Annotated in this window: 20 protein-coding genes; 9 read left to right on the plus strand and 11 right to left on the minus strand. The window is 43.1% G+C overall.

Annotated elements, in window-relative coordinates; all coding sequences use genetic code 11:
* Window positions 1–15: 15 nt before the first annotated feature.
* On the minus strand, window positions 16–1,551 hold the full coding sequence (gpmI, locus tag DI53_RS12960; RefSeq protein WP_241462424.1) for a 2,3-bisphosphoglycerate-independent phosphoglycerate mutase: 1,536 nt from the start codon (window positions 1,549–1,551) through the stop codon (window positions 16–18).
* 198 nt (window positions 1,552–1,749) lie between these two features.
* On the opposite strand from gpmI, the gene DI53_RS12965 reads away from it, so the two are divergent.
* The 4 genes from DI53_RS12965 (at window position 1,750) to DI53_RS12980 (ending at window position 4,574) form a co-directional block, all read left to right on the plus strand.
* On the plus strand, window positions 1,750–2,112 hold the full coding sequence (locus DI53_RS12965) for a DUF4783 domain-containing protein (protein WP_157836777.1): 363 nt from the start codon (window positions 1,750–1,752) through the stop codon (window positions 2,110–2,112).
* Window positions 2,113–2,194: 82 nt separating this feature from the next.
* Entirely contained in the window at window positions 2,195–3,049 is an 855-nt protein-coding gene (gene nadC, locus DI53_RS12970) for a carboxylating nicotinate-nucleotide diphosphorylase (protein ID WP_037500202.1), read from the plus strand.
* A 26-nt stretch (window positions 3,050–3,075) separates the two neighbouring features.
* Window positions 3,076–3,723 (plus strand): glycerol-3-phosphate 1-O-acyltransferase PlsY, encoded by a 648-nt coding sequence (gene plsY / locus DI53_RS12975; RefSeq protein WP_037500206.1) that lies wholly within the window; start codon window positions 3,076–3,078, stop codon window positions 3,721–3,723.
* A gap of 47 nt (window positions 3,724–3,770) precedes the next feature.
* Complete coding sequence (locus DI53_RS12980; RefSeq protein ID WP_037500208.1) at window positions 3,771–4,574, plus strand: M48 family metallopeptidase; 804 nt, start codon at window positions 3,771–3,773, stop codon at window positions 4,572–4,574.
* A gap of 88 nt (window positions 4,575–4,662) precedes the next feature.
* On the opposite strand, the gene DI53_RS12985 is transcribed toward DI53_RS12980, so the two are convergent.
* From DI53_RS12985 to DI53_RS13010, 6 genes are all read right to left on the minus strand, one after another.
* Window positions 4,663–6,339, minus strand: coding sequence for a DNA polymerase/3'-5' exonuclease PolX (locus tag DI53_RS12985; RefSeq protein WP_037500211.1), 1,677 nt, complete (start codon window positions 6,337–6,339; stop codon window positions 4,663–4,665).
* A gap of 5 nt (window positions 6,340–6,344) precedes the next feature.
* Window positions 6,345–7,658: an NAD(P)/FAD-dependent oxidoreductase gene (locus DI53_RS12990; RefSeq protein WP_037500213.1), complete on the minus strand. Its 1,314-nt coding sequence runs from the start codon at window positions 7,656–7,658 to the stop codon at window positions 6,345–6,347.
* A gap of 173 nt (window positions 7,659–7,831) precedes the next feature.
* Complete coding sequence (locus DI53_RS12995) at window positions 7,832–8,161, minus strand: 2Fe-2S iron-sulfur cluster-binding protein (RefSeq protein WP_037500217.1); 330 nt, start codon at window positions 8,159–8,161, stop codon at window positions 7,832–7,834.
* 2 nt (window positions 8,162–8,163) lie between these two features.
* Window positions 8,164–9,168, minus strand: a complete 1,005-nt coding sequence (locus DI53_RS13000; RefSeq protein ID WP_037500219.1) for an NAD(P)/FAD-dependent oxidoreductase — start codon at window positions 9,166–9,168, stop codon at window positions 8,164–8,166.
* Window positions 9,165–9,605 (minus strand): MarR family winged helix-turn-helix transcriptional regulator, encoded by a 441-nt coding sequence (locus DI53_RS13005; protein ID WP_037500221.1) that lies wholly within the window; start codon window positions 9,603–9,605, stop codon window positions 9,165–9,167. Before DI53_RS13005 ends, DI53_RS13000 begins: the two co-directional genes overlap by 4 nt.
* A 77-nt stretch (window positions 9,606–9,682) precedes the next feature.
* Window positions 9,683–10,678: an acyl-ACP desaturase gene (locus DI53_RS13010; protein ID WP_037500276.1), complete on the minus strand. Its 996-nt coding sequence runs from the start codon at window positions 10,676–10,678 to the stop codon at window positions 9,683–9,685.
* Between the two features lie 176 nt (window positions 10,679–10,854).
* On the opposite strand from DI53_RS13010, the gene DI53_RS13015 reads away from it, so the two are divergent.
* Window positions 10,855–12,078, plus strand: a complete 1,224-nt coding sequence (locus DI53_RS13015; protein WP_037500224.1) for a cysteine desulfurase — start codon at window positions 10,855–10,857, stop codon at window positions 12,076–12,078.
* A 6-nt stretch (window positions 12,079–12,084) separates the two neighbouring features.
* Window positions 12,085–12,510 carry a SufE family protein gene (locus tag DI53_RS13020; RefSeq protein ID WP_037500227.1) on the plus strand — a complete coding sequence of 142 codons (426 nt, stop codon included), beginning with the start codon at window positions 12,085–12,087 and terminating at the stop codon, window positions 12,508–12,510.
* 88 nt (window positions 12,511–12,598) lie between these two features.
* On the opposite strand, the gene murI is transcribed toward DI53_RS13020, so the two are convergent.
* Window positions 12,599–13,417 (minus strand): glutamate racemase, encoded by an 819-nt coding sequence (murI, locus tag DI53_RS13025; protein ID WP_037500230.1) that lies wholly within the window; start codon window positions 13,415–13,417, stop codon window positions 12,599–12,601.
* A gap of 259 nt (window positions 13,418–13,676) precedes the next feature.
* Window positions 13,677–14,543: an AraC family transcriptional regulator gene (locus tag DI53_RS13030; RefSeq protein WP_037500233.1), complete on the minus strand. Its 867-nt coding sequence runs from the start codon at window positions 14,541–14,543 to the stop codon at window positions 13,677–13,679.
* A 162-nt stretch (window positions 14,544–14,705) separates the two neighbouring features.
* Here DI53_RS13030 and DI53_RS13035 point away from each other — a divergent pair, with 162 nt between their 5' ends.
* Entirely contained in the window at window positions 14,706–15,650 is a 945-nt protein-coding gene (locus tag DI53_RS13035; protein ID WP_037500236.1) for a phytanoyl-CoA dioxygenase family protein, read from the plus strand.
* A 162-nt stretch (window positions 15,651–15,812) separates the two neighbouring features.
* Here the strand turns inward: DI53_RS13035 and DI53_RS13040 are convergent, their stop codons facing one another.
* Window positions 15,813–16,247 (minus strand): nuclear transport factor 2 family protein, encoded by a 435-nt coding sequence (locus tag DI53_RS13040; RefSeq protein ID WP_037500238.1) that lies wholly within the window; start codon window positions 16,245–16,247, stop codon window positions 15,813–15,815.
* Between the two features lie 1,121 nt (window positions 16,248–17,368).
* Between DI53_RS13040 and DI53_RS19665 the strand changes: the two genes are divergently transcribed.
* Window positions 17,369–17,776, plus strand: a complete 408-nt coding sequence (locus tag DI53_RS19665) for a response regulator (RefSeq protein WP_081939454.1) — start codon at window positions 17,369–17,371, stop codon at window positions 17,774–17,776.
* A 113-nt stretch (window positions 17,777–17,889) separates the two neighbouring features.
* Here DI53_RS19665 and DI53_RS19670 read toward each other — a convergent pair whose 3' ends face one another.
* A complete protein-coding gene (locus tag DI53_RS19670) occupies window positions 17,890–19,167 on the minus strand; it encodes a helix-turn-helix domain-containing protein (protein WP_052072395.1) in 1,278 nt (425 codons plus the stop codon).
* A 596-nt stretch (window positions 19,168–19,763) separates the two neighbouring features.
* Here DI53_RS19670 and DI53_RS13060 point away from each other — a divergent pair.
* Window positions 19,764–22,748: a SusC/RagA family TonB-linked outer membrane protein gene (locus tag DI53_RS13060; RefSeq protein ID WP_037500244.1), complete on the plus strand. Its 2,985-nt coding sequence runs from the start codon at window positions 19,764–19,766 to the stop codon at window positions 22,746–22,748.
* Window positions 22,749–22,768: the final 20 nt, after the last annotated feature.

The raw sequence follows: 22,768 nt of genomic DNA on the forward strand, positions 1-22,768 counted from the left end.
ATTACTAGATTGCTTTTATACCAAGACATTTCCGGTCATTTCTGTAGGAATATTAGCGCCCAATAGGCGTAATACAGTTGGCGCTATATCGCCAAGTTTACCATCTTTAATGTGTTTGTAGGTGTTGTCTATCAACACACAAGGCACAAGGTTTGTTGTATGCGCGGTATTGGGGGTTCCATCGTCATTGACCATAAACTCAGAGTTGCCGTGGTCAGCAAGGATAATAAACGAATACCCGTTTTGCAAACCAACTTCTACAACTTTTTTGGTGCAGCTGTCAACGGTTTCTACAGCCTTCACTACCGCCTCAAATACCCCTGTATGCCCAACCATGTCTGGATTTGCGAAATTTAAGCATATAAAGTCTGGCTTATTCTCCTCTATATCTTTACAAATAGCTTCTGTGATGCCATAGGCACTCATCTCGGGTTGTAAATCGTAGGTGGCGACCTTTGGCGAGGGGATTAATAAACGTCTTTCGCCAGGGAATTCATCCTCCTGTCCGCCCGAGAAGAAAAAGGTTACATGCGGATATTTTTCTGTCTCGGCGATGCGTACCTGAGTTTTATGCTGATCGCTCAAAGTTTCGCCCAAGGTATTGGTTAAATTATCTTTTTGGAAAACGACATTGACATTTTTGAAGGTATCATCGTAAGCGGTCATCGTCACATAATGCAAAGATAACGGCGTCATGTCGTATTGCGGGAAAGCTTCCTGCGTCAACGCGATTGTAATTTCGCGACCGCGATCTGTCCGAAAATTGAAACAGAAGACAACATCACCTTCCTCCACCTTCGCTACCGGGTTTCCACCTGCATCTTGCAGCACGATAGGCTTTATAAACTCATCCGTCACACCTTCTTTGTAAGATTCTTCGATGGCTTGCTGTAAGTTGCTTGTCGGTGTTCCAATAGCTTTCGTTAATAAATCGTAAGCTTCCTTTACGCGTTCCCATCTATTATCCCTATCCATAGCATAATAGCGCCCTATTGCGCTCGCGATCTGACCAGTAGAGTGAGCCAAATGCGCTTCAAGATCTTTCACATAGCCCAATCCACCATTTGGATCGGTATCGCGACCGTCCATAAAAGCGTGAATGAATACCTGTTCACTTGTTAAATTTGCGTGTTTTGCGGCGTCACACAATGCTTTCAAATGCGTGATGTGTGCATGAACACCTCCATCAGAAAGCAGGCCTATGAAATGAACCTTCTTATTATTTGTCTTCGCGTAACTAAAGGCCTGCTGAATCACGGGATTTACGTCAAACTCCCCATCAGCGGCTGCTTTATTTATGCGTCCCAACTCTTGGTATACAACACGTCCAGCGCCGAGATTCATATGCCCAACTTCAGAATTTCCCATCTGTCCGATAGGAAGACCAACTGCTTCGCCAGATGCTTCGACTTTCGAGTGCGGATAAGCACTTAATAAGTGATCTAAAAACGGGGTGTTGGCTGCGCGAACCGCATTTGAACTATCATCTTTGCCATATCCTAAACCATCTAGGATTAATAGCGCTACTCGTTTGTTTTCTGAATTACTCACACACAAATATATCCATTTATGGAAAAGAATCTAAATTTCAATGCGTTATTTGTGTAAAAATACGCGCTAGTTGTCGATTGGATTGGCATAATTTTCGCACTATAGCTCTTGAAACGAAACGATAATAAATTAAATGAATGTAAAAGCGGATTAGTAAGGAAGATGATGAGGAGAACTTTAGCAATTCTTTTGTGTTGTATGTCGTTGTTTATCCAGGTGTCTATTGCACAGACCGGGGAGTTTGACGCGGTTGTGGAAGAGATCTCATCATCACTGAAAGTTGGTAATGCGAAAAAATTAAGCAATGTTTTTTCTAATAACCTGACGCTTTCCGTAAAAAAGGATGACGGTACATACAGCAAGTTTCAGGCAGAGCTATTGCTAGAAGACTTTTTCAGATCCAATAAAGTTGAACAGCTTAAACGGCTACAATGCGTCAATAATGCACCAAATTCCTATATCGTTTTCTCCCTCAAAACAGCCAAGTCGACCTATCGTGTGTTTATTAAACTTTCCAGTGTTAACAAGCGATTTCAGGTCGTAGAGCTGCGTATCGAATAGGTGTAGTGAAGTAAAAAATAGCTTATAATTTTATAATAAAATTTATTTTGAGCATCTTCGCTTAAATAATTACATAGGATACATGGCAGTTGAGTTGGATAAACTTAAGAAATTTGTTGAGTTGGCGTTGGAAGAAGACGTTAAAGAGGGTGATCACACGTCATTGTCAACCATATCAGAACAAGCGAAAGGGAGTGCCAAGCTGTTGGTGAAAGATTCAGGAATCTTAGCAGGAGTGAAGGTGGCTGAGGATATTTTTCGTCTGATAGATCCGACCTTGTCAATAGATGTACAACTTCATGATGGAGCTGAAATCCAGCCGGGTGATATTGCATTTTATGTCAAAGGAAGTATTCATAGTATTTTGAAAGCAGAGAGGTTAGTGTTGAACGTTATGCAGCGTATGTCTGGCATAGCGACACGCACTAAACAATATAGCGCGCAATTAAACGGTACACATGCTAAGGTGCTCGATACCAGAAAGACGACGCCGCTTTTGCGCTTTTTGGAGAAGGAAGCTGTATTGATCGGCGGAGGTGCTAACCATCGCTTTGGCCTTTACGATATGATTCTTATTAAAGATAATCATGTTGACTACGCGGGCGGTATAAGCCAAGCGGTACAGCAGGCGCAAGCTTACCGTACCGAAAAAAAACTGGATGTGGCTATTGAGATTGAGGTACGTAACTTTGCTGAGCTTGAGGAAGTCTTGGCAAACGAAGCGGTGGATAGGGTGATGTTTGATAATTTTACGCCGGAACAGGTGCATGAAGCAGTTGAATTAGTGAATGGACGATTAGTGACGGAAGCATCCGGTGGAATCACGCTGGAGACAATCGGCGATTATGGTCGCGCCGGTGTTGACTATATATCAGTCGGAGCGCTAACACATTCCGTTAAAAGCTTAGATTTAAGCTTAAAAGCTACGGTTCTATAATTGATATTCAGAAGGTATAAACATATATGATTTCAATATATTTAGTGGGGATAGTCATATTAGCTTATCTTTTTGGATCGATCCCTTCGGCGGTTTGGTTTGGCGGGGCTTTCTACGGTGTTGACGTAAGAGAATATGGCAGTGGTAATGCTGGCGCGACTAATACTTTCCGGGTTCTGGGCAAAAAAGCTGGATCCATTGTGATGTTCGTCGATATCTTAAAAGGCTGGACTGCAACAAACCTTCCACACTTACTCGATTCTACGATCGTTGGCATTCCAAATTCCGTACAATTCGTGAATTTCCAACTTGCCTTAGGTGTTATCGCTGTGCTGGGGCACCTCTTTCCGATTTTCGCCGGCTTTAGGGGCGGGAAAGGCGTGGCTACGCTTTTTGGGATGGTGATTGCCATACATCCGCCGGCGGCGCTATGCTGTGTCAGTGTCTTTATACTTACGCTGTTAATCACCCACTACGTTTCCTTAGGCTCTATACTCGCCGGTTTTACGTTTCCATTTACTGTTGCCTTTATCTTTCACACCTCGGTACCCGCCGTGGTGTTATACGGTATTGCGATCTGCGCATTGATTCTCGTCACCCATCAGAAGAACATCGAACGGTTGCTAAAAGGGCATGAGTCTAAAATTTATTTGTTCAAGAAAAGGAAGGGATAAGCGTTTAGGCATAGGATTTGCAACGAATTGCGAAAAGCAATTTAACCATGAAAAAGATTTTTAGATATACGACGTTGGCGTTGTTAGCGGCTACATTAGCGTCTTGTTCAACGGTACCAGTTTCTGGGCGTCGGCAGCTTTCATTAGTAAGTGACGATCAGATTCAACAACAGGCTTCTACCGCTTACAAAGAATTTTTAAATTCTTCATCTACTAAAGTAATCACCGGTACCTCAAATGCTGCGCAGGTAAAGAATGTGGGGAACAAAATAGCAGCAGCCGTAAACCAATATTTGTCATCTCAAGGATTGGCACAGCAATTTAATTTCAATTGGGAGTTCAATTTGGTCGAAAGTTCTGATGTAAACGCGTGGTGTATGCCGGGTGGTAAAGTCGCTGTGTACACAGGTATTTTGCCATTCACAGCTAACGAAGCTGGTCTGGCGACGGTTATGGGGCACGAGATTGCGCACGCAATTGCACGCCATTCTATGGAGCAAATGTCAAATCAGTATGCCGTGCAAGTAGGGGCACAGGTGCTTGGGGTAGCTACTTCAGGAAAAAACACGTTGATTCGAGGACTTGTCAACAATGCCTACGGAATAGGTGGACAGTTGGCCATGCTGAAATATTCACGTAGTAATGAGTCTGAAGCCGATCAATTGGGCTTGGTATTTATGGCAATGGCCGGATACAATCCGGAAAGTGCAGTAGCTTTTTGGGAACGTATGGCTTCCGCAAAAGCTGCAAGCTCGACACCAGAATTTTTGAGTACACACCCGAGCGATGCACGCCGTATTAACGATATTCAGAAATTGATTCCACAAGCTATGCAGTACTATAAAAAGTAATAAAAACTGCTCGTATAAAAAAGTCGAAAGCACATCGATGCTTCCGACTTTTTTATATCCTCATTTCAAGATCTTGGAGCATATGTTGTTATCTCACCTCGTCTTTACGTTTAGTAAAATACGCTTCTATTTCTACTTTTGAAAAAGCATTCAAACAACGTGGGGCGGAAAGACCTCCTTTTCGCGCTGCGTAAATACCGTATTGCATATCCAATAAACCTTCTGTACGGTGCGCATCGGGATTAACAGATAACAAGACTCCTTGCTCTAGAGCATACTGCTGCCAACGCCAGTCTAAATCCAGCCGAAGCGGGTTAGCATTGACTTCGATAATTACCCCATTTTGTGCGCAAGCATCAATTACTTTTTTAAAGTCTAGAGGATAACCCGCTCTGCTTAGCAACAACCGTCCAGTGGGATGGCCAAGAATAGTGGTGTAAGGGTTTTCTATCGCTTTGATAAGACGTTGGGTAGCTTTCTCTTCGTCCATGCGAAGGTTACTGTGCACGGAGGCTACAACAAAATCAAATTGTCGCAAGACATCATCCGGATAGTCCAGCGATCCGTCGCTTAGAATATCTGATTCAATACCTTTAAAAATTTTAAAAGGTGCCAACTTCTCGTTGAGCAAATCAATTTCCTTCCATTGTTCTGCTACCCGCTCGATACTAAGCCCATTCGCATAAACGGCAGTTTTTGAGTGGTCGCAGATCCCGAGATACTCCAACCCAAGTTCATCCTTACAGTAGTTGGCCATTTGCGCTAGCGTATGAACGCCGTCGCTATACGTCGAGTGGTTGTGCAATGTACCTTTGAGGTCACTAAAGGTGATAAGTTTTGGAAGTTTATTATCCTTCGCCCAGTTTATCTCTTCCAATCCTTCGCGAAGCTCGGGCTCAATATAAGCTAAGCCCAACGCTTGGTAGATTTCGGTTTCAGTATTGCCATTTGGCAACGGATCTTGTATTTCCTTTAGCTGCTGCAGATGCGCTTCGTTTCCAGTTGTTAACAAAAGTTCGGTTGCAAAATCGTTGGTCGATGTAAACAGCAACTGATATTTGATAGCATAAGCGTCCGTAAATTGTAGAGACGCATCAAATTGTTCGAATAGGGTATAGGTTTCGTCATCCGCTAGCAGAGCCGCTACCTCTGCCACTGGCGCAGTGGTCAATATATCAATACTGGAAATAATTTCGCATTTACGACGAAATTCTCCTGTAAAGGCATGTATTCCATCAGGGAAAGCTGTAGTTAAAAGTTGCATAAAAGGGGTAGCAGCTTTCTCAGCCTTTGCATAGAGAAAAAGCCCTTGCGCTGCATTTGCAAATTCAATCGCCTTTCTAATTTCTTCTTGTGTTTTTAAACCGAAACCCTTCGCTTCCACCAATCTGTTTTCATTGCAAGCGTACAGCAGTTCGCCCACAGTCTCAATGCCCAGATCATTCCAAATAATCTGTATTTTCTTCGGCCCTAATCCTTTTATAGAAAGCATCTCCATAACGCCGGTAGGGGTTTTGGAGATGAGTGCATCAAGTTCAGCGAAAGAACCGGTGTGGATCAATGATAATACTTTATCGGCCGTGCTTTTTCCAATGCCGGGCTGCTCACTAAGTTGTTCTAAGGTAGCATTCACTGCGGGGAAAGGAAGCTTATCAATTTTGAATGAAGCAGCGGCCATCGCTTTCGTTCGAAAAGGGTTTTCGTTAAACAGCTCCATCAATTGGCTGCACAACTTAAATGCTTTGGCTATTGCTTTATTTTCCATGGGTATTAATCTTGATATGCTAGCTCTTCTCCTTTTTTAGATTCTGGTCGCTCCGCTTTATTGATGATAAGGCGAATGCCGCTATTCTTGGTAAAGAACTTTATTGTCCAGTTTACAAAGGTGACCAATTTATTGCGGAAACCAAAAATAGAAAGTAAATGTACAAACATCCAAGTCATCCAGGCTAAAAACCCTTTCATGTGAAAGTTCCCCATATCAACAACAGCACGATTTCTACCTATAGTTGCCATGGATCCTTTGTCGAAATAGCTGAAGTCTGCAGAATTTTGCCCATTCATACTATTCAAAATATGCTTGCTTACGTATTTCCCCTGCTGCTGTGCTGCCGGCGCAACACCAGGCAAGCCACGAGGTGTTTGCTCCGTGATCATAGCTGCCACATCGCCAATTGCGTAAACTCCCTCCATGCCTTCAATACGACATTGGCCATCTGTCTTAATGCGATTTCCGCGCTGTATAATTTCTGGATGAATGCCCTCCGGAAATTGACCCATTACTCCTGCGCCCCAAATAACGGTTTTCGTAGGGATGCTTTCCCCATTGGAAAGTGTGATCGTATTGCCGTCATAACCGGTTACCTGTGTGTTCAGCATCACTTTAACACCCAGCTCGTTTAGGTACCGTTCAGCATCTCTCGACGACTTTTCTGAAAGTGCACCCAATATTTTACCCATACCTTCGACCAGATACACCGTCATTTCGTTTTTAGAAAGCTCCGGATAATCTTTCTTGAGCATATGCAATTGTATTTCTGCAATAGCGCCGGAGAGTTCAACCCCGGTAGGCCCACCGCCTACCACAACAAAGTTAAGAAAACGCTCACGGTCGTGGGCGTTCTTCCGCAACACCGCTTCCTCGAAATTTTGAAGTACATAGCTACGTATATTTAGCGCCTCGTGGATGCTCTTCATTGGAAGCGCGTACTTCTCGACTTGCTTATTACCGAAGAAGTTCGACGTGGCACCTGTCGCGATGATTAGGTAGTCGTAGTCGTAATCGCCAACTGAGGTTTTTACAATCTTTTGGTGGGAATCAATTTCCAACACATCGGCCATTCTGAATCTAAAATTTTGCTGCGATTTAAACATCTTACGGATGGGGAAAGAAATAGCATCCGCAGCCAGCGTACCCGTAGCAACTTGGTACATAAGCGGTTGGAACGTATGGAAGTTATTTCTATCGATCAATAAAACTTCAACTTCCTTGTCCTTGAACTGTTTGGCCGCTTCAACGCCTCCAAAACCACCACCAATGATGATAACCCTCGGAAAACTTCTTTCAGAACGATCTAATAACATAATAAACTAATTTTGTTCAAATACTGTGAGATAGGTAGCAAATATCTTAATAGTTTAGTTAGGATAACATTAACTTTTTCTCCTATTTGTGTAAACATGATGTTTACAGATCTATCTCTTCTCTTCCTGCAAAAATACAAAATCTTAGTGTGATTTGTACACTTTATGTGCGATCACTGTAGTGCCCCTTTAATCACAAGTTTAAGGCCTTGATTGTGGTTCCCTAAACGAAGCTGACACGCCAGTCTACTTTCATCATCAGCATCTGGAAGAGTGTCCAGCATATCCAGCTCTTGATCGGATGGTTCATGCAGCGCATCCAAGCCTTCGGTAATCTGCACATGGCAGGTGGCGCATAGGGCCATCCCGCCACAGGTCGCTAAAATATCATACTCCGACGCTTTCAAAATTTCCATCAGACTTAAATTGATATCAGTCGGGATTTCAATTTCCCGTACACTGCCATCCCTGTCTTCAATCGTGATACTAATTATATTTTCCATACTTAAAAAGCATTAACACCATTTACGGTCGTGTATTTAAAACTTAGTTTCTGTTCGGGATATACATATTTGAATGCGCTTTGGCACATCAAAGCTGCCTCATGGTAGCCCGACAATATCAACTTCAGCTTTCCGGGGTAGGTATTGATGTCGCCAATGGCATAAATTCGCTCAATATTCGTAGAATAGTCGAATGTATCTACCGCAATTGCGTTCTTATCAATCGCTAATCCCCAATCCGCGATAGGCCCTAATTTTGGACTTAGGCCATAAAGCGGAATGAAGTCATGGGCAGGCACGACTATTTCTTCCTTCGCTTTGTTGTTAAGCCTTATCTGCTCTAACGTGGCGCCGCCCTCTAATGCCATTAAATTATGAGACAGCAAGAGGTTTATTTTTCCCTGCTGTGCCAGCTGATACACTTTTTCTGCAGAGTCTGGGGCTCCACGGAAGGAATCGCTGCGGTGTACCAACGTAACATGCTCGGCAACATCAGCTAAAAAGACCGTCCAATCAAGTGCAGAATCACCTCCGCCAGCAATCACGATGCTTCTATCACGAAATCGCTCTGGATCCTTGACCATGTAATGCACATGTGATTTTTCAAATAGCGATAGATTAACTATTTCTGGTTTACGCGGTTCAAAGCAACCTAATCCTCCAGCTATCACCACCACTTTGCAGTGAATTGCTGTGCCGTCTGATCCAGTAATGATATAGGTGCCATCAGCTTGCTTTTCTAAATGCTCAACACGTTCCCCCAAACTAAACGTAGGCTGAAAAGGAGCAATCTGCAACATTTGGTTATCAATCAATTCCTGCGCTTTTATGGTTGGATAGCCGGGTATATCGTAGATAGGCTTGTGCGGATAAATCTCTGAAAGCTGCCCCCCAACCTGTGGTAGCACATCAATCAAATGACAGCGCATCTTCAAAAGTCCGGCTTCGAAAACTGCAAATAACCCTACCGGCCCGGCGCCTACAATGCATATATCTGTTTGTATCATGACTGCTGATTTAAATTGTTATAAATGGTGTTTAATATGCGCGTGAAATTTTCAAAATCATCTTCAGACAAATTCTCCCAGGCCTTCATACGTATTTCTTTCACCGCCGGAGATAGTTCTTCGACTTTGGCTTTTCCTTCTTTGGTAAGTTTGAGATGCAAACAGCGTCTGTCTTCCGGATGCTCTACACGCTGTGCTAATCTCTTTTTGATAAGGATGTCGACAATACGCGTAAGTGTAGGTTGGTCTTTCCCTGATTTTTCCGCGATCTCTTTTTGCGTCATGGCATCTTCCTCATAAAGAATCTTTAAAATGCTCCATTGATCAATAGTCAAGTCGAAAGCGCCTTGCAAAAATGAGTTCTGCGCATACTGTTTCACTCGTCTGGCAGTACGGTCCAGAATAAACGAATATTGGCTGTATTTTTCCTTTAGCATATCAATTATTAGTGTGACAACTAATTTCGGAAAAAGTTTATTAATAAACAAAAAAGCTTGCGTTTTTTACGCAAGCCTTATCCGTGTATCCACTTAAACTTATATTGCAATTCCGGTACCTTGATCCGGTCAGCGAGTCTTGTCAGACGATCAGGAAGTTTCATGAGATAGTCCCGTGCTTTCTCACCTTTTTCGTTCAGTCCACCTACCTTATCAATGTTCCAATCTTTATTTAGGGTGTCTAAAATCTCCACGTAATCCAGAGCTGTATAGACCTCTAAACGCTGCGCCGCATCAGAAAAGTGAGCGAAAGCTTCACCCTGTGGCTCGCCGGCCTCGCGCATAAAATGTGCAGGCATCACAATCTTCTTGCGCATCATATCTTCAAAAGCTATCATAACTTCACTTGGGTCGACCACCAATGCTTGGGAAATGAAGGACATATATGCTTTTGCATGTCTTGCTTCATCCGCAGCAATTACGCCACACATCTTGGCTAACAATTTATCCCCAGATTTTTTTGAGATACCAGCCACACGTCTATGCGAAACGTTAGTAGCTAATTCCTGAAAAGAGGTATATATAAAATTTCTATACGGATCGGCGCCGGTACCAATATCAAAACCATCTTGGATTAAATATTGGGTAGACATTTCGAACTGCCGCATATCGATACGGCCAGATAAATACAGATATTTATTTAATAGATCGCCGTGGCGATTTTCCTCAGCCGTCCAAGCACGAACCCATTTCATCCATCCGCCTTGCTCATTTTTCTCCACATCTTCTACCATGGTTAACCAAGATTCGTATGTGGGTAAAGCTTCTTCTGTAATGGTATCACCAATTAATACAGCCACTAAATCGTAAGGCAGCTCTTTCGCACTCTCCTGAAGATCTCTAACCTCTTCGAAAAAGGTGCTTCGTGACGCATCCGGCAAAAAATCAGCTGGCTGCCACATCTCCTCCACAGGCTTCAGGTACTCGCTCATTTCGTTTAACATGAACGGTTCCAAATAGGCCATGACCTCTTTTCTCGATCCCTCTGGTATATTTAATGGTAATTCTTGCATATATCTTGCAAAGTTAACCAATTGCCAATAAATTATAGAGCGATATTTGATAAAATACACTGCAGTGATTAAATCTCCCATAAACTATTTATCTGTACGGCGAAAAGAATACATAGCACTGACCTATTTTAAAACCTATTTGTAGTACCTTTGTACATCATTTAAGGAGAATACTTTTGGGAAATTTTGATATACAAAAAGTACGGGCAGACTTCCCGATTTTGAGACGGGAAGTAAACGGTAAACCCTTGATCTATTTTGATAATGGTGCGACCACACATAAACCGAAGCAAGTAATCGACGGCATTGTGGATTATTATGCACAGATGAATAGCAATATTCACCGAGGTGTGCATTACCTGAGTCAGATATCGACTGATGCATTTGAAGTGACCAGACGTAAAGTTCGTGCTTTCATTAATGCGAAGCATGAGCACGAAATAATTATTACTAAAGGTACGACCGAGTCAATTAATATTGTCGCTAGCTGCTATGGCCGCCCTTTTATCGGTGAAGATGATGAGATTATCATTTCAGCTATGGAACATCATTCCAACATTGTACCTTGGCAAATGCTTTGTGATGAAAAAGGCTGCAAACTTCGTGTGATACCCATGAACGACAAAGGTGAGCTGGATATCGATGCGTATAAGGCATTGTTTTCAGAACGCACGAAGATCGTTTCTTTTACCTATGTATCCAACGCGCTTGGTACGATCAATCCTGTCAAAGAGATGATTGAGATTGCCCACCGTCATCATGTACCGGTTTTGATCGATGCTGCGCAGGCTATACAACATATCGCTGTTGATGTTCAAGAGCTAGATGCGGATTTCTTTGCGTTTTCTGGACATAAAATGTACGGTCCCACAGGCGTGGGGGTGCTTTATGGGAAAGAAGAATTATTAAACAAAATGCCTCCTTATCAGGGTGGGGGAGATATGATTAGGGATGTTACCTTCGAGAAAACCACGTATAACGATCTTCCCTTTAAATTTGAAGCCGGTACGCCAAATATAGAGGCGGGCATCTGTCTTACCCAAGCCATTGATTACATTCAGGATATTGGATTAGATGCGATTAAAGCCTATGAGGATGATCTTTTAGGCTATGCAACGGAGAAGCTTGCTGTAATAGAAGGAATACGTTTTATCGGCACAGCAGCGCACAAATCTTCTGTAATATCATTTGTGGTGGATGGCATCCATCCCTACGACATTGGGGTAATCCTTGATAAGCAGGGAATTGCAGTACGCACAGGTCACCACTGCGCGCAACCCATAATGAGCCAATATGGCATCCCGGGCACGGTGCGGGTTTCTTTGGCTATGTACAATACAAAAGAAGAGGTAGATACCTTGATGGTAGGGTTGGAACGCGCAGTGGCGATGCTTAAATAAATAGACATGACAATAAACGACATACAGGATGAACTGATTGAAGACTTTGCTTTCTATCAAGATTGGATGGAAAAGTATGAGTATATCATTCAATTGGGGAAGGAAGTACCCCTTATACAAGAAGATTATAAAACGGATGACTACATCATAAAGGGGTGCCAGTCCAAAGTTTGGCTCTACCCGAAGCTAGAAGAGGGAAAGGTATTGTTCACGGCAGATAGTGATGCAATTATTACAAAAGGGCTGGTAAGTTTGATGGTGAAAGTACTATCCGGGCATACGCCTGAAGAAATTGCCGCGGCTGATTTATATTTTATTGATCAGATAGGCCTGAAGGAACATCTTTCACCAACGCGGGCTAACGGTCTTTTGTCGATGGTAAAGCAAATGAAACTATATGCTATCGCACTAAAAGCAAAAGGCCAGATCTAGCGTAGCGCATTAGCAGAGCAATCCAAAAAACCTTCCATGGCGAAATAACCTGGAAGGTTTTTTTATGGTTCAATCAATGCTATTAAAATCAATAGGCTACTCGAATGTGCGTAGCTTGCACATGTTCCTTAAAAAATATATTTGCTTTTTGTTCAAAGTCCGCATTGTCATCCGTTGTGTAGAATGTCATCCCGCCGTGGCGCGAGCAAAGCATTTCCACTTCTTGATGGCGCTGGAGGTAATCACCCAAGCTTTCCGCGATAAGCTTTCCCTGCGGTAAAACATGGATATGGGCTGGGACGTATTTCTTGATAACAGGTAGCAAAAGTGGATAATGTGTGCAGGCCAATATTAGTGTGTCTATGTTTGGGCTTTGTGCCAGTAGTTGATCAATATCTTTTTGCACCAAATAATCTGCTGCCGGGGTGTCAATCTCATTGTTTTCTACCAAAGGCACCCAAAGTGGACAGGCCTGTTGATATACTTTGATATCTGGATGAAATTTGTTGATTTCAATTTTATAGGATTCTGATAGTACCGTTCCTGGGGTAGCGAGCACACCAACTTCCTTCGTAGCTGTGAACCGGTGAATGGACTCTGTTGTAGGGCGGATAACCCCCAATACCTTTCTCCCCGCAGGTAGGTCGTTTTGCTGTATGCTACGCAGCGCTTTAGCGGATGCTGTATTGCAGGCAAGGATCACTAAATTGCAACCCAACTCGAATAGCTTAAATACACATTCTTTGGTAAACTCGTAAACCGTCTCAAATGATCGCGTGCCATAGGGTACACGAGCATTATCGCCCAAATAAATGTAGTCGTATTGTGGCAAATGATCTTTGATTTCTCGAAAGACTGTCAACCCTCCAAAACCGGAGTCAAATATCCCAATAGGACCTTGTTGCATAGTAAATATGGTGTAAAAGAAACAAAAACAGGCATTCCCATGATCGCTTGAGATCCATCTTAGATCCCTCGAGAACAACTGCTTTTACTTAACAAAGATGGCTTTTCTTAGCATGTTTTGCAAGTATTACATTGAAGTGGGGAAATATAGGAAGCGATTTAAATTTACCTTTAAAGCTTCACGTCCATGGAAATCTGGAATATGGTTGCGAAATCAACCTCGTGCTTAGTAAAGGGACGCTCAATAATTACGTGTAAAATCAATGCGTATGTTGTTCCTTAGATTTCAAACTATGCCTTCTCTTAAAAGCAGAGGGCGTTTCGCCTACCAGTTGCTTGAAGAGCTTGTTGAAATATGAAATACTGTCGTAACCGACACGATAGCACACTTCCGTTATGGAAGCTTCTTGCAGCAGATAGGTTTTCGCCTGATTAATGCGGTAACTATTTACAAAACTGGTAAAAGTCATATCCGTTTGCTTTTTAAAATATCGGCAAAATGCAGGGGTGCTTAGGTGTACCATATCCGCTACTTCATTAACATCGGGGCTTTTATCGAAGTGCTCATGAATATAATCATATATCGTTCCCATGCGTATCTTATCATTAAGAAAAAATCTAATTCGTGTATCGTCCTTGTTTAGCGTATCAAATTCCGTAGAGCAGGCAAGGATTTGAAAAATTTCTATAAGATTTATTAGGGATGCGAAAGGATCGTCTTGATTGTTTTCTTTCAGCTTTTTTGCCACTTTATACTTTGTCTTGCCATAAAAAGAAAGACCCAAATAACTCTTTTCCAATAATTTTTTGATCATCAGGAATTCCGGGACATCCGCAATGTTATTCTCTATGAACTTATTGTTTAGCTGTACCACAATTTGCTGATAGTCCGTTTCTATCCCGTAATCAAAATTCAGGTGCGGTACATTGGATCCTATGAGTATCAAGTCACTTTCCACGAAACCAGAAATACTTTTACCGACGTGCCTGATGCCATTAATCGCTTCAACATACACCAACTCGATCTCTGGATGGTAATGCCAATAGAAATAGTTTTTAAGTCTTGGTGAGAAAACTTTAAACGAACGGTTATTATCAATCGCTATCTCTTCTTTAACAATCTTCATAAGCCTGTACGGTACATATTGATATAAATTTATGAAAAAAAGTATCAATACAGAGCAAGTATTGGTCATTAGCGTTAAGGAGATGTTCGAGTTTTCTCGTCATTTTTGTTTTGTCCAGCGCGCGAAAGACATAACTAATTTTTAAATCAAATCACAAAAATCATGGAACTAACAAAAAATGGACATGCACAGGTAATGCCTGGCGATCCGTCGATGCGAACAAAAAACAATCCAGCTTTAGCTACAAGAGCCAATGGCGAGCCATTGCGGGTATTATCAGAAGCTGATTGGCAGTTTTGGCTCGATAACGGGTATGTTATCATCAAAAATGCTATATCGAAGGAGCAGGCTGCAAAAAGCGCCGCCTTTGTGTGGGAGTATGAGAACAAAGATCCTGATGACAGTAGTACATGGTACAAAGTTGCCGATACCCATCATAAGATGCAGGAACTAAACAATTCTGGGATGGTTGAGGTGTATAACAATCAAATACTGTGGGACAATCGCCAAAGCGAAAGGATACATCAGGCTTTCGCTGATGTCTGGGGAACCGACAAACTTTGGGTAAGTATAGATCGGGTAAATCTTAATTTCCCCGTAAAGCCGGGTTATGAATATAAAGGATTTATTCATTGGGATTATGACCCTGAAACTAAGCCACAATATGTTCAAGGTGTTTTGGCTTTAGTTGATCAAACAGATGAAAACATGGGCGGTTTCCAGTGTATTCCGGAACTTTACCGCACGTATGATACCTGGAAACTTACACAGCCGGAAGACAGAAATCGTTTTAAACCAGATACCGATGGATTTACCACCAGCAAAGTGAAAATGGAAGCAGGGGATATGTTAATCTTTAACAGCTCGCAACCTCACGGTATTCGTCCAAATCATAGCGACAAAGTACGTGTAGCGCAGTACATTACGATGATTCCCGCCGATGAGGAAAATGAAGAGCTACGGTCATGGAGGATTAATGCTTGGCACGATAGGTTGGCACCAGACGATGATGCCTATCCGGGCGACCCTTTACAAAGGGAACGAAATTATCCCATTGCCGAATTGTCGGAACTTGGCAAGAAGCTGCTCGGTTTGCAAAAATGGTAAGGGGGCATGCAGGGGGGAAGTCATGTAATAGATCAAGTGAGTTCAGTTAAAGCGACCAACTTATGCTTTGGACTATATGTAAAGGGCCATATTGCAGTAATTGGAATTGTTGTCATTCAAATAAGGCATCCCCGTCTGGATGCCTTATTTTTCCGGTGCGCATTATTTTTTAGGATAGCTCGTTACTACCTTAGTAACTTTCCACCCATCTTGCGTTTGGCATAACGTGATATAATCTATACGGGTGAAATTTTTGAATTGCATGGTAGCTTTTGCTACACAAGCCTGCCCGCTTTGGTCTAGTATTTCGTAAGTGGTTTGGCAATCAAATTTGATCCCCTTGTGGGACTTAAGAAAGTTGCTGTATGCTTTTTTTGTGAAGCGATCCCCGTTCACTGTGTTTCTGTATTCGAAGTCATCAGCAAATAAGAAGTTGTTCATGTCGGTACTTCCTAGTGTTGTGGCCTCCAGGTAGGTCGTGATCACTTTTGCAGAGGTAACGTCTTTTAGGGGATTGGCAGCAATAGCGGAAAATCCATTTAAGGAGATCATCATGATGATTAATGCTGTAGCGATGGTGATGCATGTCGTTTTCATAGTAGCGTGTGTTTATTTTTTGAGTTTCTCTTTTACTTTATTGTTGTAACAGATTCCACACGGCACGTCATCTTACTCCCGATCTGTTTGATATTTCAAAAGTCGCTTAAGTAGGGAAGCTGTACCATAGCAATTAGATAGGGTTGGGGATATTCTCGGTGAAGGCTGAAAAATAATCGGTAAATGCAGACTGTTTTTTAGGTAATGGGTCCTGACCGGCAGGGTTATTACTTATTTTCAAGATGTTGATTAGTAAACTGTCCTGTTGCTGCTATAAAAAAATCCTGAAGCGGGGAGCTTCAGGATTTTTACTAACTAACCAATTATTAACCTAAATTATGAATACTAACTAATGTACAAAAGCGATGCCACTTTCTGGGCAATGCTTCTTTGCATTATGTGTATATTAAGGATGTTACACAAACTTCGTTAAGCTGTAACACATTTTACTTCTTTCGTGTTTTTCGTTTGAAAGTATTAGCGGCGGTAAGAAATTGAACCTTTTTCGTATAGCCTAATATATAGCGTTTACATGGCTTCAAAGGTTAGAAAGAAAGGGGTTTGCATCTCTTACTAGATTTCGATGTGGGATGGCAATACTGTATAAAAAAATCCTGAAGCGGGGAGCTTCAGGATTTTTTACTAACTAACCAATTATTAACCTAAATTATGAATACTAGATTAACCTCAAATACTGTGCCATTGTCGCTGTTTTTGCAGCAAACATCATAGCGCGATTTAAAGGAATGGTTAGACAACATGTAAACCGTATGAAACAATCTTCAACAAAACTACTCCAATATGAAGCTAAAAGTACTACTGACAAAACTTCCTGCGCTGTGCTTAGTTCCATGCCGTGGATCAAAGTTTACAATTTTGCCAAACAGTTGTTATGTAATTTTCGAGGTGCTGAAGTGGTTGTAAAGACTGATAGTTAGCGTAGTAGCGTACAGCAGGTATTGATGACTATTTAATGAGGTTGCATTTTTGAATATAGTATGCATCCCAAATGCTACTGTAGTAATGCTATACGGAGAAAATGGAACTGTATTTGTTAGGAAGGTGCAACGCGGAATGCTGTCAAATGCCCCGTTGCTTTGTATGGACAAGGCGGGTTGATTATGGTAATACAAACAATGGTGAAAAACAAAGTATTTATATGTGACGACGATATCGGCATAGCCAGTACGTTGGATCTAATTTTTAAAATGGTAGACTCTGAAACGATTATTGAGACGGATAGTTCTCGAGCATATGATCAGATCGTTTCGCTGCGGCCTGAGATCGTTATTGTGGATCTGAATATGCCTGTAGTGTCTGGAAAAGATTTGATACGGATGATCCGAAAGACACCACAGTTAAAAAAAACATTTATCCTTTGCATCTCTGCTACAGATGATGGACGCGATGTAGCTTTAGAAGCAGGGGCCAATATGATTTTGCCTAAACCCTTTGATATGGACGATATTATTGCGATCGTCGAAAATGTGCTGAAAACGAAATTTCCAAAAAATACGGTTTATGAATAGAGCCGTCTATCAAGCAAGACGTGAACCTCATCACGAGCAGGAGGAACGATGGCGAAGCGATCTTTTTGGACAGCTCCTATATCAATAAACTCATCTGTATTGTAGATCACGTTTCACGCGACATCTATTCGTCCGCTCATTCCCATGCTATAGATGCTCGGTGGCGTTCCGAAATGTTTATGGAAGTCTCTGGAAAAATTCGACTGCACGCTGTATCCCACTATGGCAGCGATCTGCGCAATCGTATATCTTCGTTGCGTTAGCAACTCGGCGGCTTTCTGAAGCTTTGAAATGGTAATCATTTCATTTGGGGTTAGGGCAGAGTACTGCTTTACCCTTCGGTATAAGGTCGGCCGGCTCATATTCATACGTTTGGCCAGTTCGTCCACGGTGAGGTCCATATCAGCTGTGTTTTCCTGTATAATGGCATGCAAGCGTGCGATAAAATCACCGGTAGCTGCTTGGTCATTTAAGTCGTCTTTATTGCAGGATAGGTTATTTGACACACGCGCCTCTACTATTTTCCTGTTGACAAGGATATTGTGAATCTGCGCGCGCAAGTAAGCCGGGCTGCAGGGGTTTTCTATGCAAGCGTCCGCCCCACTCATCAGTGCCTCTATCTTCATTTCTACCGCCTGTACAGGCGTGAAAAATAGTACGGGTATATGTCCATACTTCGCGCTTGCTTTGATATGTCGGCAGAGATTAACACCATCCATTATCGGGTTTTCGTGCGCTGTAAGTACCAGCTGTACGGCATTGATCGCTAATTGCAGTAAGGCTTCGTGGCCATTCGGGGCACGCAAGATAGTGTAGGTACTCTTTAGTTCCTTATTCAGGTAGGCAAATATTTCCCGATCATTTTCTACCAGTAAAACGATAGGTTTTTCGGGAGCAGTTTTTTGATGCGTATAATTCACTCCATTTGCTTTATCCAGTCCCATTGTTGTTTCAGCGTTGCCAGCATGGAGCATAGGAATGGACACTATAATCCCTTTTTCAGAAATGCTAAGGGCGATGCCTGAACGTTCAACCGCATATTTTGCGCGTAGTGTACCTATAAAAGACTCCCGATCGACAACATTGCGTCTTTCATCTTCAAATAGCGGATTAGTTGAGGTATCGGTGGAAAATTCTACTTTAAAAACAGTATCGTTACTGGTGAATGACATCAGTTTAAAACAAACGCTGTAGTGCGCATGATGTATACTGTACTTTATCAGGTCGGTAAAAATTTGTTTTATTAACGTAGGATCTACCCAAGTAGTTAGGCTTATCGGCGGCAGTAAAAGCTCGTAGGTTATTGCACGCTCTAGTGTGAAAACTTTTAAGTCATTACAGGTTTCGGATAACAGCAGGTTTATATCTGTTTTTTCAAAAATCAAGTTCATAGCATTGGTATTTATGTATCAAGTTTAGTTTATCTATTAGCGCAAATCAGACCTAAAGTCGATTCATTTTAGGGTTAGCATTTTGTCGTCCTACACTATTTATTTGTCACAGTGTAACATGCACACGAAGTCTAGCTATTCCTGTGCCAAAGTCTTTTGAATTTTTAAATACGTGCTAAACAGCTTGTTGAAGCTCCGATAGCCTTGTTATTAAAGGGTTTGTTGGTTTTTTTTTAGGTAAGAATTTTCACGCCGATGTTTAACGAATGTGTTTATATTTTGAGACGCTGTGATATAAAATTGAGACGCTATGATTGAATAGCACACTGATATTTATTGATTTTTAGGGTAGACAATTCACCGACTATAAACGTATGCCTCCATTGGAAATATATTCTGCCATTTGCTATTTGTTTTTTCAAAAGCGAGCATTTAATCAAAAGCTTATTTATGGTAGGCGAAATGAAGTGCGGTCGGTTGATTTGGATAAAATAAGATGTACGTAAACTAAACAGCAATGCAACGGAATTTATAGACTAGCCATTCCGCTTGCAGTGCAACCTAATAATCAATTAAATCATCAATTTTAAAACGGTATGAAACAAAAATTACTTGTACAATGCGTCATGACGCTAGCGCTACTACTCGTATCCCACTTGCTTTTTGCACAGCAGAAGACCCTGACGGGAAGGGTTGTGGATCAGACGGGCAGCCCACTCGCTGGTGCTACCGTAAAGGTGAAGGGGGGCACGGTGGCCACCACTACCGATGAAATCGGTGCTTTTAGCTTAGACGTTCCTGCTACGGCACAGACGCTGGAAGTGTCCTTTATTGGATACAGCACTAAAGATGCGCCTATTGTAGGCACGGAACTCAATATCCAGCTTTCAGCCAACGCTGATCAGGATCTTGAGGAAGTTGTTGTGGTGGGCTACGGTACCGCGCGAAAGAAAGACCTCACGGGTGCCATGGTGACCATCGCTGAAAAGAACTTCAACAAGGGTATCATGACCAGCCCGGATCAATTGATCCAAGGGAAGACGCCCGGCGTCATGGTGATCAACAACACCGGGCAACCCGGTGGTTCGGTTACCGTCCGCATCCGTGGTAACTCGTCCATTCGCGCCAGCAACAATCCGCTGTTCGTACTCGATGGCGTGCCTATGTCGGGTAACTCGCCGCTGCCCGAGGGCCGTGGGGGCTTTTCATCCGATAGGGGAAATCCGCTTACTTACCTAAATCCAGGCGATATTGCCAGCATGGACATTTTAAAGGATGCGTCGGCGACTGCTATCTACGGTTCACGTGGCGCCAACGGTGTGGTCATCATCACCACGAAAAAAGGAACACCCGGCGAGCCGAAGATCTCCATAGGTGCATCTGCTGGTCTTTCCGGCATGCGCGAATATCCGGATGTGCTAGATGCAGGGAGGTTTAGAGAAGCCCTTAATTACTACACACCAGAGGAGATTGCCAATGCCGATTTCGGGGGCAATGAAGACGCTTTCCGAGCGATAACGCGGCAGGCCGTTACCCAAAATTACTATGGTGATGTGTCTGGCGGTACAGAAAACGGGAAGTACCGCCTGTCCGGCGGTTACCTCAACCAAAACGGGGTCATCACGGGATCGCAGCTAAAAAAGTACACCGGAAACTTTACGGGCAACTTCCGTTTTCTGGAAAACAAACGCCTGGGGCTAGACTTTTCACTTTTCGTCACGCAGCTGGATAATAGATATGCGCCCATCAACGCCACGGTAGGTTCCGAGGGGAATATCATTTCGCAGGCTATGCAATGGAACCCTACGCTACCCCTGCGTGATGCGGACGGCAACCTCACATTTGTAAGTACCACCACGCGAAATCCATTGACCAGCATCGAGGCATTTAAAGATCTTGCTACGACAAATACCATGGTGGTGAATGTGGCACCTTACTACAAAATCACGGATGACCTAGAATACCGCATGATCTACAGCGCCATGCGCCAAACTGGTAGCCGGCAGGGGATGTACCGCGCAGGACTTATCGACCCATCTGCGATAGAGAATGAAGAGGCCTTTATCTCCAACAACGGCGAGACTAATATTCAGATGACCCACACGCTTTCCTACAACAAGCAGATCAATGAGGACTGGAACGTGAATGCCCTTATCGGTTATGAATACCTGAATTACGATTTCCGCAACAACATCTCCTTTGGTGGCGCCTTCCGCTATATCGGTCTCGACTATTTCGACTACCTACAGTTCTCTACGGTAAACACACGTCAGATCTCCTCGTATCGCAGCCCAACAAATCAGCTGCAATCGTTCTTTGCGCGTGGCGGTGTGAACTACCTGAATCGCTACTTGCTGACAGCCACCATCCGTCGTGACGGATCCACCAAATTTGGGGAGAACAATAGGTACGCCATGTTTCCATCGGTTGCCGTGGCTTGGAACCTCGCCGAGGAGGAATTCCTGAAGTCCAGCAACCTCTTCAGCCAACTGAAGGTACGTGTGGGGTACGGCAGCACGGGTAACCAAGAGTTTACCTCTGGGGCATCGCTGAACAGAATCGTTTTCGACAACCAAAGTGCGAACCAGGTCAATTACGGTAATCCGGATTTGCGCTGGGAGACATCCACCACGATTAATGCGGGTATAGATTTCGCGGTGCTCAACAACCGCCTCTATGGATCCATTGACTTTTTTAATAAGAAGACCACGGATGCACTTTTCGAACAAACCCTTGCGCAGCCTGCGCCAGCAGGTCGTATATGGGTAAACCTGGACGGTGAGATCGAGAACAAAGGGGTGGAGGTAGCTTTGACTGGTACGATCATTAAGAACACAGACTGGACCTGGGATCTTACCGCGAATGCAACGTTCCTTAAAAATAGCGTAAGTGGCCTTGTGGGTTATTATGAAACAGGTGCACTACGTGGACAGGGCTTTTCCGGCGTGCTTGGTCAACGGATGGTGAATGGACAACCACTGAATGTATGGTATCTAGCCCAGTATGAGGGTATCGATCCGCAAACTGGCCTAAGCATGTACCGCGGTCTTGATGGAAGCGTCAGTAGCGCCAACGACCCAGCAGAAAACAAGATGTATGCAAACAGTCCTAACCCAACGACACTACTTGGTATCAGCACGAACGTTAACTATAAGAAGTTTGCACTTGCAGCTAATATGAATGGGGCAATGGGGCATTATTTGTTTAACAACTCTGCGGCCACCGTGTTGGGATTGAGCAACCTATCCTCGCGCAATATCGGCTCTGCTTTTTTTGACACTTCCGTGCGCGAAAGTACATCCAATTCCTCTGCACCGTCTACACGTTATCTTGAAAAAGGCGATTACCTGAAGCTGGCAAACTTAACGCTAAGCTATAACGTGGGTGATGTAGGAAGAACGTTCAAGAACCTGAGTGTGTCGCTTACCGGACAGAATCTCTTCATTATTACGAAGTACACCGGATTTGATCCAGAGGTAAATACCGACGGTTCGAACAATGGCATTCCGTCCTTAGGAATCGAATATTTGCCCTACCCGCCGTCGCGTAACTTTTTATTGGGTGTCAATTTTGCCCTGTAACGGTCGGTCAATAGATAATG

Source organism: Sphingobacterium deserti, assembly GCF_000757725.1.
In the GTDB taxonomy this organism is placed as follows: Bacteria; Bacteroidota; Bacteroidia; order Sphingobacteriales; family Sphingobacteriaceae; genus Sphingobacterium; species Sphingobacterium deserti.